Origin of the sequence: Bradyrhizobium sp. OAE829 (assembly GCF_040546575.1) — a bacterium.
Classification (GTDB): Bacteria; Pseudomonadota; Alphaproteobacteria; order Rhizobiales; family Xanthobacteraceae; genus Bradyrhizobium.
The window spans coordinates 1,936,886-1,948,688 of the sequence record NZ_JBEPOE010000001.1 but is presented as its reverse complement, the minus strand read 5'-3'; the positions used below and the strand labels follow the sequence as shown (position 1 = coordinate 1,948,688).

The following is an 11,803-nucleotide window of genomic DNA, read 5'->3' as shown; positions in this document are numbered from 1 at the left end:
AAAATGCGTTGTCCTGGAAACGCCGATAGATCAGCTATTTCAATGGCGGAGGCGGTTCGGCTTGTAGTTGCGATTTGGTCATGGTCGTGAAGAAGAAATACTGGTACGTCGTGGTCAACTTGACCCAGGCCCCCATGCCGACGGCGGGATTATTTACAAATACTCCATCTTGGTTGAGGTACGGAGCTGAGGCGCTTCTCCACCAGTCAGCGCCAAAGTTTGCGATCAGATTTGCCCTTGCGCTATCGGTGCGCAGCTGTGCGATCGAGAACACCCCGTCGACTGTTCCGGGAGTATACGAGCCCCTCGGAAAAATCCAGAAGTGATCGTTGTGGCCGGAAGCCGGCGAGGCCATTCTTGCGCTTCCGTCAGGCTGAACGACGAGACTCATTGGCGAAGAGGAGTCGTTGGAGAAATCTGCCACGTAATGCCCGCCTGCGACAGAATTCGTGGCTTGATCTTGTACGAGTTGCCAGCCGCCACTCGTCAAGTGCACATAGACCCGATAATCCTTCAAATAAACATTGGCAGCTACGTTCGAAGCGCCGACTTGCGGATATATCTGTCCCCAACCAGTTAGTGCAAGGAAGTCGGAAGGAGGAGCGCCGTTCCCCTTGGCAGCGGGGCCACCTGCATACCACCCGAATATGGTCGGGACTCCGTACGGATATAGTCCGTTGTCATATCCGGAATTCTGCGAAACTACACAATCGATAGATAATGAAGTGCAGATGGGTTGGGGCGCCGGACGCTTGGTCTCGGCGCTCGCCGATGAGACGAGGGCGCCGAGGAACATGAGAGCCGGGAGCGGAAGAGCAAGATAGTTTTTCATGGTATTTATGGATCCAATTGGGTCGATGATACAATCAGCAGCCACCGACGCGGACGAGAGGTTTCGCCGTCCGAGAAGCCGGCGAGTCGTGTCGCGCGGGGGTGTCGGCAGACCTAAGGCTACGCTCCCATCTCACAGGCTTGCGCGACGTTCGCGGCAAACACGTCTTTGGCGCCGCGCTCTGATCCACCCTCACGCACTCACCAGTGATCGGTAGGTGTCTGTCAAATTGGCGTTGTGTTTCTCGATGGAGAATTGCCGCTCTGCTCGAATCCGCCCCGCAGCACCCATGCGCGCACGCAGAGAAGGATCGCGCATCAAGCGGCTGATGTGACGTTGGAGTTCCTCGGCATCGCCTGGCTCGAACAAGACTCCCGTCTCGCCTTCAACAACGAGTTCCGGAATGCCGCCTATCCGGCTCGCCACAACGGGTTTGCCATGAGCCATCGCTTCCAGCACCGACATTGGACAATTCTCATACCACTCTGACGGCACGACGATTGCCGAGGCGCCGCGGATCGTCGCTTTCAGGGGCTGTCCTGACAGCTGGCCAACAAACCGCGCGTTGGGGTATCGCATCTGCAAGTCACGCTCCAAAGGACCGGTCCCCGCAACCACCAAGTCCCAGCTGCCGGCAGCCTCATGGGCCCGCAACAGAGTCTCGACGCCCTTTTCTCTGGAAAGCCGCCCCAAATAGAGAACATATCCGTCGTCCTGCGCGCTCGCGTCGATTTCGGCGGTATCTACCCCATTATAGAGTAATACGACCTGTTCCGATCGGAACCGATGCAAAACCGCATCACGCATGAACTGACTAGGCGCAAGAAATCGATCCACCTTTTCATAGCTGCCGAGCCAACGCTGAATTGCTGCTTCTGCGTAGAGCAGGGCACTGTCAGCGATGGCCCCGCCGGCACAGCGGTTCCTCAAGACGTGGCGGAAATCTCCGTCCAGGCACAGCGAACAAGGGCGACCCTCTCGCAGACGCAAATATGCCGGGCACACCGGCTTGAAATCGTGCAGCGTCAACACAACCGGAATGCCCCGCGACTTGGCAATGCTGATGATCGAGGGCGTTATCTGATGATAGACGTTATGGCAGTGCATCAGATCTGGTTGCGTCTTGTCGATGAGCGCAGCGATCTTGCTTACTGCCTCTCGCGAATGAATGAACGAAAGCGCGGGGCTCAGCTTCGACAGCTTGCCGCCTTTGCGATAGTCCTTGTTGGATACGAAATGGGATGCGTAAGGTGATTCACGATTCCGCTCGTCGTGCATCGAGAAATCGATCACTTGCTCGCCCGAGTGCAACAGGTAGTCGCGCTCCTGAAACATGACGACTTCCGCCCCGCCTTTGGGGAAGAAAAACTTATTGGCCATCAGCACCTTCATCCGCGCAGTCTCGTTCCCAAGCCGACGTTTGTTCACCCAGCCGACGCTTTATGCCGCCTAAGTTCGGCTTCTCCGCTGCGTACTGCTCTTCGATATACCCTGATGGTCTGCTTCACCACTGAGTGCCAGTCATAACGCTCGGCGACCCATCGGCGAGTGCTCTCGCGCATTTCCACCGGCCACGGCATGCGCGCGAATGACTCCAACCGAGCCGCAAGTGCAGGCACATCCCCCAAAGGAAAATAGTGCTTCGCCTGCAATCCAATCTCCAGATGCGCGGGGAGATCACTGGCGATCACGGGAAGCCCGTAACTCAATGCCTCCAGCAGCACGATCGGCAAACCTTCGTGAGAAGATGGCAGGACGAAAACGCCGGCATGAGCATACAGCTCGCGGAGCGGAAGGCCGGTCTGGAATCCGGCCAAGATCGCGCCTGGGGTCGCATGGACAAGCGCCGCCACTTCCGCAGCGTATGCGTCCGGGTGATCGGAAGCCCCAATCACCACAAGCTTCCATCCGTTCAGCTTAGCTGTCGCGTAGGCCGCGATCAGATCCTTGTGCCGCTTCTCTGGCACCATACGGGTCACCGTCAACACGTATCGACCCGGTGTCAGCCCAAACGTTTGCAACGCCGAAGTACTGCTCGGAATTTCCGGCAGGTCGACACCGTTAGGTATCACGTACGATTCCAGACCGTATTTGTGACGTATGAGGTTGCGTATCGTCCGAGAGATTACAATACGGCGGTTGCAGAATCGCATCCCCCATGCCTCTCCAGCACGCAGAACTGCCTTGGCAAATAGCCCCCATTTCTCTCGATCATAATCAGGGCCATGATGCGTCACAACCACATGCAGTCCCAACAAGCGTGCCAAGGGCACCATCAGAGAGGGTCCGATTGCCTGGATGTGCAGGACCTGCGGGCGCCGCCAAGCTGCGGCCAACACCCCCAGGAACGAATGAACTATCGTTTCAAGAGCCCGGGACTTGGGCGACCAGATTCGCAGGTAGCGCACCCCCTTCCAGCCGTCGCCTCGATCGCGCGGCACATAGGCGGAACGAACGACCACCTCAACATCACAATCCCGCTCTCTCAACATCTGGCACAAGTGCTCCGCGTGAGCTTCCACTCCGCCTTGCACGCCGGGAAATCCGCGCAATCCAAGCATCATCACACGCAACATGGAACGACCCCGTGCTCACCAACTTGGTCATGCTGTTTCAGCGAGGATGACCTTACTGGCGGTCACGTTAGGCCACTCGCCGATGTCGATGCCGGGCTAAAAGGCGTTACTGGGAGGGAGTCCGGAGTACCCATAAAGAGGTGTCCGCACGAGACTAGTGGTGGTCTTGGCAAACCCGTCCGTTCGATGCGATGCTTCCGCTCATCGAAATTGAGTTGTCTGAGCAGAGGTGGTCCTTGGCTCCATGAAACAGCAACTGAAGGATCTCGTGTGCCACGGGGTTAGCTGGGCCGGGCTTATGCCGGCCGTTCGCAGTCGATTTGCGGGGCGCGCCGCGATAATCTCCTTCCACGAAATACACAGAGAGTTTCGGTCTGAATTGGGAGCCGGGACGTCAGTTTCCCTGTTTGAGCACTCACTGAGTTGGCTACGGCAAGAAGGGTGGGAAATTGTGAGCCTCGAGGAGTGCCTTGATCGAGTGTCGAGGGACGACCGATCGCGTCGCTATGCAGTGCTTACTTTCGATGACGCTTACCGAGACAATGTTTCGGTGGCGCTTCCAATCCTAGAGCGTCATAATGCGCCGTTCATGATGTACGTGCCGACTGGTGCTCCCACGCGAAGCCTGGAATCGTGGTGGCTCGGATTGCGCGAATTAATTCGCTCACGGGATGATGTCACGGTCGATGCAATGGAGACCCGCTTCCATTGTCCCGACGTTGACGCGAAGATATCCGTGTTAGCCCGAGCTACACAGTGGGTTCACGAGGACTATCATCGTGCGGCCATGCTTGCTCCGACTTTCCGCAAAGCTGGTATATCGCTGTCTGCATTGAACGACGCGTATTTTCTTGACGAACGGGAAATTCAAGTTCTGTCGCATCATCCACTCGTTTCTATTGGCGGGCACACGACCTCGCACCCAGCGCTCAAGAATCTCGACAGTGCTTCCGCGCGAGCGGAAATGGCCGATAACCGAAACTATCTCCAGAACCTGACCCAAAGGTCGGTGCGCCACTTCGCTTATCCATATGGCAACCCTAAAGCATCTGGTCCTCGCGAAGAACAACTCTGCCGCGCAGTGGGCTTTTTGACGGGGGTAACTACACGGCCTGGGCCAATAGACGCTCTACCCTTAAATTACTTTGCGCTTCCTCGTGTTTTCGTTGACTCAAAAGTAGGTTTTCAGGCTCGAATGAGCGGTCTCCAGCGGGCCTTTCGGATGCTTATTGGTGATGCACGCGCGGCATAACCTGCCGACCGTCGATCGGGGTCACCGGCGTAGCTTTGCGAATTACTGGTCGAGAAGATCTCGTCAGCGGCTAGGAAATCGGCATAGCGCAGCGCTGACTCGAGCTCGATCACCCGCTGCGGGGTGTTGCATTTCAGGAAGATGCCGTTCGGCGCCGGCGTGTTGACGGCACGCCATGAACAATGTTGACATCGCCAGAATTGCGAGACGTTGCTGAGCCTGTCCATCAGGCCGCTCTGGACCCACCTGACCGCGGATTAATTGACGCAGCCATATGGGCCACTGGGTTACGGTCCGTGGATTACCAGTTCGGTGTCCGATAGATCGGCGAGCCGGGGGCATTGTGGACCCTTGAAGTATTTGCGGCGGCGTTCCCTGTAGAAGCCGACCAGGTCGTTCATGCGGCCGTTCGCGTCGAGAGCGATCGCGACCTTTCCGCGCCGGAGCAGGAATCGGCCGATTGCGCCGGCGCAGGCAACATAATCGGCTACCTCGTGGCAGTAGATTAGCTGCATCGCCGGAGGTGCGATCCGTTCTTTGATGCGCATCGACTGTAGGACGAAGGGATAGCCGCGGCCGTCGGCCGCGCGGCACACCAAGCCGAGGCAGCCGTACGCGGCGTGCCGTGTCAAAATCGCGACGTCGGCTTCGGGCAGGCTCTCGACCGCCTTCGCATCTCGCGGGACGATTTCGACGCGCATGCCGTTCGCCGGGCGCGATAGTGCCGGGAATGAGAAGAACAAGCCGTGGCAGTAGGGGCGGAAACCCTGGGTCTCGATGGTCGGCCAGGTCCAGTCCGCCGGGCTAATGTTGACGTAGGTGACATGATCATGGCGCTGCGCGACCTTTGTCAGGATCGGCGCGTAGTTGCGGTAGGCAGGTTCTACGTACCAACTGGAGAGATTGCAGCGAATCGAGATCGCGCCGCCTTCGTCTCGTGCGGTGTAGATCAACAGCAGGACCCCGACGGGCTTCCCATCATGGTCGAGCATATAGCCGAAACGCGGGTAACCTTCGGGTATGTCGCGCACGGACTGGCGCTGAAGTCCGGCCATCCACCAGGCGTGGGAGTGGCGCGTAAAGCCGTACGCCAGAAGACGGGCGACGGCGTCGAGATCGGTCATTCCTATCTCGCGACATCGGATCATCGTCCGCACTCCGTCATGGGCTCGGCGCAGATCAACCCAGTTGAGCGGCAGGCGCGGCTGAGCGCGTAGCACATATCCGCCGCGTCGGAGATCAACGCGCCATCCCCCGCCGAACTCGATCGGGGTCTGGGCGCCAAGAAGCCTCTCCTTGCGCGCCGCGTCGATGGCTTTCCGTGGAAAGCGCGCCTCGCGGTCGACCGCTTAGGCCTTTGTCGCCGCGGCTTCCGTGACGACGGCCGCCCGCTGCCGGAACGCGACGCGGTCACGAGAGAGTACGACTCTGATTCCCGCTCGGCCTTGTTCCGGTGCTGCCCTTCCTGCACATTCATTGGCCCAACGCTTCCCATGTGATGGTCGGACGGATCCACGCAGAGATTAGTTCCGCGCGAAGCCGCTGGCGGCAATCTAACAGACCGCACTTGCGGGGTGGGCGGTGCAAAGGTGGATATCCAGGAACATGCACCCCAAGCGAGGTACCTCCGAAGCTGAACTGCCGACCTAAGTGCGGTGCGGCGTAAAACGGCCAAATCGACGGTTGCAGCCATCCCGCCGGTTCGCGTGGAACGAACAATTTTGGACAGGAATTTCCCCGGTCAGTGTCGCTCTCAGCTTCATCTCGGTTTCGAGAAGGCGCGAGGTACCTCTTTTGACCCTCAACGAACGCGGCTCGCGCCAAAGTAGCCTCTTCACACTCTTTGCGAAAAATCGGATTGTTCAAGTCCCGGGAGAACTCGGCAACAGGCACGCCGGGATGCTTTCAATTCGAGGTGAGACCGATGCCGCTCGCGCGTATCGAAACTGGTCATTGCAATGTGGATCTCAAGCCAGCGCCGATTGAGCCATCCTGGATCATTGAGGGCAATCCGGAAGCCCGCAACTGCGCGCTGTCGGTCAGCGCAGATCGCGCGGCTTGCACGCTGATATGGTCCTGCACCGAAGGCAAGTTCAACTGGTACTACGACTGCGACGAGACCATCGTGATCCTCGAGGGATCGATCGTGCTCGAGAGCGACGGCATGCCGCCGCAGCGCTATGGAGTCGGTGACGTAATCTTTTTCCGCGACGGTGCGCACGCGAAATGGCATGTCGAGGGCTATGTGAAAAAGGTGGCCTTCTTCCGTAAGACCAATCCGGTGGGGCTCAGTTTGGCCGTCCGCGCGGTCAACAAGCTCAGGTCCTTGATCCCGCGGCGCCATGATCCTGCTATCCAACGAGGGATAGGCGCCACCGCTCGTTAGTGGCAGGGAGGGCTTTTGCTGTCAGGGACTGCGAAAGTTGGCGCGCGTAATCGGCTCCGCAGCAACGGGAGGCAGGCTGCAGGCGCAGTGCTTGACCGGTCATCAATCCCATTTGGGCTAGCTCGAACGGCTGCGCCGGGGTTGGGGTCGGTAACTCGATTGACCATTCTCGATGCCCCTTTGGCCCTTTGCCCGGGAGTCACTCGTTTCATAGGCTTGGCGAAGAGAAAGATCGATTTGGACGAGAGGGCCGGCGGCTGTGCGGCGGGAATCCACGTTCGTTAAGGAAGTGAATGTGTCCACGGAAACACGACCGACTGTCAGCATAATCATCAAGGCGCTGAACGAAGAACGTCATATCGCGGCGGCAATCGAAAGCGCGCTCGGCGCGCTCGAAGAAAGCGACGGAGAGGTAATCCTGGCCGATGGCGGCTCGAGTGATCGTACCGTCGAGATTGCGCGCCGATACCCGATCCTCATCGTTCGGCTGAACCGGAGCGAAGATCGATCCTGCGGATCGGGCGCGCAACTCGGTTTTCAGTACAGCCGCGGCCGCTATCTGCTGCTGATGGATGGCGATATGCAGGTGCATTCCGGTTTCCTGGCCGCCGCCATCGACACCCTGAGCCGAAATCGGAACCTCGCCGGTGTCGGCGGCGTGCTCACCGAGCCCAGCTTGGTAAACGAGGAATATGAACAGCGACGCAAGCGCCATAATCCTGCCCGCCACCCCGGCCGTGTCACACGGCTGGAGGGCAGCGCGCTCTATCGTCGAACGGCGATCGAGTCGATCGGATATCTGACCGACCGTAACCTCCACGGCTTTGAGGAATTTGATCTGGGTGCCCGGCTGCATTCCGCGGGCTGGGCGCTTGCCAAGATAGACCGCCCGATCGCCTATCATGAGCCTCACACCGGGAGTGCCTATCGTCTGTTGCTTCGTCGTGTCCGCAGCCGGTTCTCCTGGGCGCCGGGCGAGCTGGTCAGAGCGGCTGTGGGTCGCCGACATTTCTGGTTCGTCGTGCGGAACGACCGCCAGTGGAAGATATGCCTGCTCGTGACCGGCTGGTGGGTCACGGTGCTCACAATGCTGGCAATGCCGGGCTGGCTTTCGGCGTTTGCTGCCGGCGGGATATTCCTGTTTCCCTTCGCTGGCATGTCGCTGCGCTGGCGATCGGTTCGGCTCGGCCTCTACTCAGTCGCGGCGTGGAACGCCATGGCTCTTTGCTTTTTGCCTGGTTTGTTGCGGCCGCGTCGTTCCCCGGCCAGCTGGATTGAAAGCACTGTCATGTGGGACCGTCGTCACGAGCGCGATGGGACGGCGCACCAGGGCTGCCAGATACCCGGCGGGCAATTGAATATGCACGCGCGCGCCGCCGAGGAGGCCAAATCGTGACGATGGCGCTGCCAGCGAGCCGGCATTCTCTCGTCCGGCCGCTCGCCGGAAGCGACCGTCTCATTCGCAGCACGCTGTTCCTAGCTTTATTTTTGCAGGTCTGGTTGACCGCGAGCCCGTTCCCCGACCAGTCGGATGCGAGCGCGCTCGAACTTTCAACCAACGCAAACGTCACGGGGCAAATCATTGCGATAGTGTTGACGGGCGCCCTGGGTGCGTTTGCGCTCACCCACCGTTTGCGCGCTCTTGCGCGATTAGTGACGCCCCATCCTCGTTGCAATTTTTCTGTGGTTCGCTTGTTCCGCGGCTCTCTCACTTCATCCTGATCTCGCTGCGCGTCGATTGGTGCTGGCGAGTTTCGTGATGTTCCAGGCCGGCATGTTTGTTCTTCTGCCGGAAGATCGCATCCACTTTGCTCGACTGCTGGCGGTCGGCGCTCTGTTCATCCTGGCTTTGTGTTATGCCGGAGTAATATTTGCGCCGCACGTCTCGATCCATCAAGCCACCGACCTTGCCGAACCGCAGCTCGCCGGGAATTGGCGCGGCTGTTTCGACCACAAGAACGGGGCGGGGGCCGGGATGGCAATCCTCATCGTTTTCGGCATTTACATCTTTCGTACGCTGAGCGGCGCGCTTGGATCGCTGATCGTCGCGCTGGCGACGTTTTTCCTCATCTTCACGGAGGCGAAGTCGCCGATGATGCTGTTGCCGTTTGCGTTGGCGTTCAGCGTCGTATTTGTGTGGCTGCGCAGTAACGCCGCGAAGCTGATCGTCCTGATCGGCGTCCCGGCGGTCATCGGCGTCCTTACTATCGGATCGGTCCAGTTTGCCGCCGTGAACACGTTGGTCGAGGAACTGATGCCGGACCCGACCTTCACGGGCCGAGTCGATATCTGGCAGTTCACGCTCGATCATATCGCCCAGCACCCAATCGCCGGCTTCGGATTTCAGGCCTTTTGGGGAACGAGCGAGCTGGTGAACAACTGGACCTGGCGCGGACCGTGGGGTTACCGCGCTAGCGATGCACACAATGGCTATCTCAACATCGCGGTGATGACCGGGCTCGTGGGCCTGGTGCTGACGCTCGGTTGGGCATTCGTCCGACCTTTCATCGACCACGTGCGCACTCCTCCGGGTCGCGCCGATCCGGCGCTCAACTTGATGTTCATCCAGACCTGGCTGTTCGGGCTCTACCTGTGCGGCTTCGAATCCGTGCTGTTCAGCAACGGCAACAGCGTGTGGTTTATGACTGTGGTGTCAATCTTCGGGCTGCGTCTTCAGGCCAGCGCCAAATAGGTTGGAGAGAGGGCGTGAGGCACTCCTCACACTGCCTTCTGTCGATCAACAAATATTTCTGCCCACAGGGCAGGGCCGGAGCGTTCTTTCGAGGGCGGCGGATGGCATGAACGCTGTCGCGGCGGCCGCATTCATAACATCCGGTTCATCGCTGTATCGTTCGGGCTGAGCAGCAGGTCGCGGCGGTGGTGGCGAGGCTCGAACACCGCCCGCCCGGGCAGATCGGGCTGCGTGTCGTGGTGACGCATCACCTTGCGAATTATGAAGCGGGTTTAGCCGCGCGCGCGACTAATTAGTTAGTTGCCGTTTCCCGGTCCCCTCAACGACATCCCCGCGCTCGCCGAACATTTCGAGGCGATGGACACGGCCGGCGCCGCGGCACGCTCGGCCCGATGGACCATGGGCGCTTCTTGAGAGGCCGCGATTGGCAACAGGTCGCCCGGCGGACATCCGATCTTTATATCTCGGCGCTGGCTCGCGCACCCGCCTGGATTCGATGCGGGATGGAGCATCATGCTCAGGTCCGCCGAATGGCCGACAGGCAGTAATAAAGGGCGATGGCGGAAAGGCCGGTCACGCTCGCAATACCCCACATCACAGCACCGGTAATCGCGTATGAGACAAGGACGGTGATCCCGGCGCCGATCACCAGCAAGTCGCGCGGCTCGAATGTCCTGACATCGAACAGGGTTTTTACGCGCGCCGCGAGCGGATAGAGCAGAGCACACGCGAGCGCCATCGTGATCGGAATCGCCGTTGGACCGAGTAACGGCGCTATCACGAACGGCGCGGTGACCAACGCACCGAAGGTCGAGGCGGTGGTTCTGAGCGAGACGTTCGCCTGACCAGCGATCAGCAGCAGTCGATCCGAAGTTGCAAAGAACGAATGCATGAAGGAATGGATCGCCAGCCACACCAGGAACGACCCTGCGCTGGTGTAATTGCCGAATAGCGGCAGCAGGAAGGGGCCGATGCATAATATGCCTGCGATGTTGAGCGCGCTGCAGCCGACCATCAGCTTACGGCAGAATACGTACTCCTGGCGCAGCGCGGCGAGGTCCTTCGTCTGGATTATCTGCGCAGCGCGCGGCGCAAAACGCTTGAGCAGCACGATCTGAAAAAACGAGTAAAGGGCTGCGATCCGCGCGGCGACCGCGTAATCCGCTACAACTTCCGATGGGAACAACATGCCGGCGACCAGAATGTCGACGGCGCCCAATTGATTGGCGAAGAGCGTTGCAGCAACGAACTTGCCGCAGTAGCTCAGGTCCCAGGAGGTCCAGGGCCGCCATCCTCCGACCGAGCGGTCACACAACGACCGAGCGGACCACAGCCATGGAAGGAAGACTGAAAGAGTCATGGCGTGGGCAACGTATGCGTTCGGCAGGCCCGACAGCGCCACGGCGGGCAGCAGCACCATCCGCACCGCGTTGGGAGCGGCTTCTCCGATCGCGATCGATTCCGTGATGCGCGACCGCCCTTCGAGTGCGCCGGTTGACGTCACCAGCAGTACGGTGAAAATTCCAAATGGCGCGAGTTCGCGGAACCAAGCCTCCAGCCCCGGCTTGGCGAGTGCATGCGCTATCGGTCCGGCGAGAGCAAAGCCTGCGAGTGCGACGAGGGCGGCAGCCGTGGCGCTGAAGAAAGCCGAATAGCGATGCAGTCTGATTTCCGCGGTTCTGTCGTTGGGATGCCGCGACACGTGATAAATCAGCACCAGCGAGGCGCCGATCCCGAATGCCATGCCGATAACTCGATAGAAGCCGAAGGCGATCATCATGTCGCCGAAACTGTCTTTGGACAGTATGCGGTTAAGGATGATCAGCACGATGAACTGCGAGGCCAGCCCAAACACGCGGGCGCTGGATCCAGCTGCCAGAACGGCCAGATAGGTGCCCAGTTGGCCTCCACGGAAGACCGCGCGAACGCGGTCTTGGGAAAGAAACGCGGCTAGCATCCTTGCTATTCCAATCCTAACGCCTTGACGATTGACGGATCGAGTGCGGACCTTTCGGTGGGCTTTATCAAGAGACACCAATACTGCCGCTGTGGACCCATGTGGTGA

At 59.6% G+C, this 11,803-nt stretch carries 11 protein-coding genes; 5 read left to right on the top strand and 6 right to left on the bottom strand.

Features of this window, described 5'->3' with window-relative positions; genetic code table 11:
- Window positions 1-34: 34 nt before the first annotated feature.
- The 3 genes from ABIE49_RS09460 to ABIE49_RS09450 form a co-directional block, all read right to left on the bottom strand.
- The gene (locus ABIE49_RS09460; RefSeq protein WP_192738738.1) at window positions 35-832 is read right to left on the bottom strand and encodes a hypothetical protein; all 798 of its coding nucleotides are present in this window, start codon (window positions 830-832) and stop codon (window positions 35-37) included.
- A 192-nt stretch (window positions 833-1,024) separates the two neighbouring features.
- The gene (locus ABIE49_RS09455; RefSeq protein WP_192738737.1) at window positions 1,025-2,224 is read right to left on the bottom strand and encodes a glycosyltransferase family 4 protein; all 1,200 of its coding nucleotides are present in this window, start codon (window positions 2,222-2,224) and stop codon (window positions 1,025-1,027) included.
- 32 nt (window positions 2,225-2,256) lie between these two features.
- On the bottom strand, window positions 2,257-3,408 hold the full coding sequence (locus tag ABIE49_RS09450) for a glycosyltransferase family 4 protein (RefSeq protein WP_354066705.1): 1,152 nt from the start codon (window positions 3,406-3,408) through the stop codon (window positions 2,257-2,259).
- A 244-nt stretch (window positions 3,409-3,652) separates the two neighbouring features.
- On the opposite strand from ABIE49_RS09450, the gene ABIE49_RS09445 reads away from it, so the two are divergent.
- The gene (locus ABIE49_RS09445; RefSeq protein ID WP_192738736.1) at window positions 3,653-4,660 is read left to right on the top strand and encodes a polysaccharide deacetylase family protein; all 1,008 of its coding nucleotides are present in this window, start codon (window positions 3,653-3,655) and stop codon (window positions 4,658-4,660) included.
- Here the strand turns inward: ABIE49_RS09445 and ABIE49_RS09440 are convergent.
- Both ABIE49_RS09440 and ABIE49_RS09435 read right to left on the bottom strand, forming a co-directional pair.
- Complete coding sequence (locus tag ABIE49_RS09440) at window positions 4,594-4,887, bottom strand: hypothetical protein (RefSeq protein WP_192738816.1); 294 nt, start codon at window positions 4,885-4,887, stop codon at window positions 4,594-4,596. The genes ABIE49_RS09445 and ABIE49_RS09440 overlap by 67 nt on opposite strands.
- 60 nt (window positions 4,888-4,947) lie before the next feature.
- Entirely contained in the window at window positions 4,948-5,808 is an 861-nt protein-coding gene (locus tag ABIE49_RS09435; protein ID WP_192738806.1) for an acyl-CoA acyltransferase, read from the bottom strand.
- 776 nt (window positions 5,809-6,584) lie between these two features.
- Between ABIE49_RS09435 and ABIE49_RS09430 the strand changes: the two genes are divergently transcribed.
- From ABIE49_RS09430 to ABIE49_RS09415, 4 genes are all read left to right on the top strand, one after another.
- Complete coding sequence (locus ABIE49_RS09430; protein WP_192738735.1) at window positions 6,585-7,046, top strand: cupin domain-containing protein; 462 nt, start codon at window positions 6,585-6,587, stop codon at window positions 7,044-7,046.
- A 295-nt stretch (window positions 7,047-7,341) separates the two neighbouring features.
- Window positions 7,342-8,442, top strand: coding sequence for a glycosyltransferase family 2 protein (locus ABIE49_RS09425; RefSeq protein ID WP_192738734.1), 1,101 nt, complete (start codon window positions 7,342-7,344; stop codon window positions 8,440-8,442).
- Entirely contained in the window at window positions 8,439-8,768 is a 330-nt protein-coding gene (locus ABIE49_RS09420) for a hypothetical protein (RefSeq protein ID WP_354066704.1), read from the top strand. The genes ABIE49_RS09425 and ABIE49_RS09420 overlap by 4 nt, the downstream gene beginning before the upstream one ends.
- Before the next feature lie 37 nt (window positions 8,769-8,805).
- Window positions 8,806-9,738 (top strand): O-antigen ligase family protein, encoded by a 933-nt coding sequence (locus tag ABIE49_RS09415; RefSeq protein WP_354066703.1) that lies wholly within the window; start codon window positions 8,806-8,808, stop codon window positions 9,736-9,738.
- Between the two features lie 517 nt (window positions 9,739-10,255).
- On the opposite strand, the gene ABIE49_RS09410 is transcribed toward ABIE49_RS09415, so the two are convergent.
- The gene (locus ABIE49_RS09410) at window positions 10,256-11,695 is read right to left on the bottom strand and encodes a lipopolysaccharide biosynthesis protein (protein ID WP_192738732.1); all 1,440 of its coding nucleotides are present in this window, start codon (window positions 11,693-11,695) and stop codon (window positions 10,256-10,258) included.
- Between the last annotated feature and the right edge of the window lie 108 nt (window positions 11,696-11,803).

What these genes read in the sequence shown, in the direction of transcription:
- ABIE49_RS09415 (WP_354066703.1), top strand. Translation starts at nt 8,806, where the DNA reads ATGTTCCAGGCCGGCATGTTTGTTCTTCTGCCGGAAGATCGCATCCAC.
- ABIE49_RS09445 (WP_192738736.1), top strand. Translation starts at nt 3,653, where the DNA reads ATGAAACAGCAACTGAAGGATCTCGTGTGCCACGGGGTTAGCTGGGCC.
- ABIE49_RS09435 (WP_192738806.1), bottom strand. Translation starts at nt 5,808, where the DNA reads ATGATCCGATGTCGCGAGATAGGAATGACCGATCTCGACGCCGTCGCC.
- ABIE49_RS09440 (WP_192738816.1), bottom strand. Translation starts at nt 4,887, where the DNA reads ATGGACAGGCTCAGCAACGTCTCGCAATTCTGGCGATGTCAACATTGT.
- ABIE49_RS09430 (WP_192738735.1), top strand. Translation starts at nt 6,585, where the DNA reads ATGCCGCTCGCGCGTATCGAAACTGGTCATTGCAATGTGGATCTCAAG.
- ABIE49_RS09450 (WP_354066705.1), bottom strand. Translation starts at nt 3,408, where the DNA reads ATGTTGCGTGTGATGATGCTTGGATTGCGCGGATTTCCCGGCGTGCAA.
- ABIE49_RS09460 (WP_192738738.1), bottom strand. Translation starts at nt 832, where the DNA reads ATGAAAAACTATCTTGCTCTTCCGCTCCCGGCTCTCATGTTCCTCGGC.
- ABIE49_RS09410 (WP_192738732.1), bottom strand. Translation starts at nt 11,695, where the DNA reads ATGCTAGCCGCGTTTCTTTCCCAAGACCGCGTTCGCGCGGTCTTCCGT.
- ABIE49_RS09455 (WP_192738737.1), bottom strand. Translation starts at nt 2,224, where the DNA reads ATGAAGGTGCTGATGGCCAATAAGTTTTTCTTCCCCAAAGGCGGGGCG.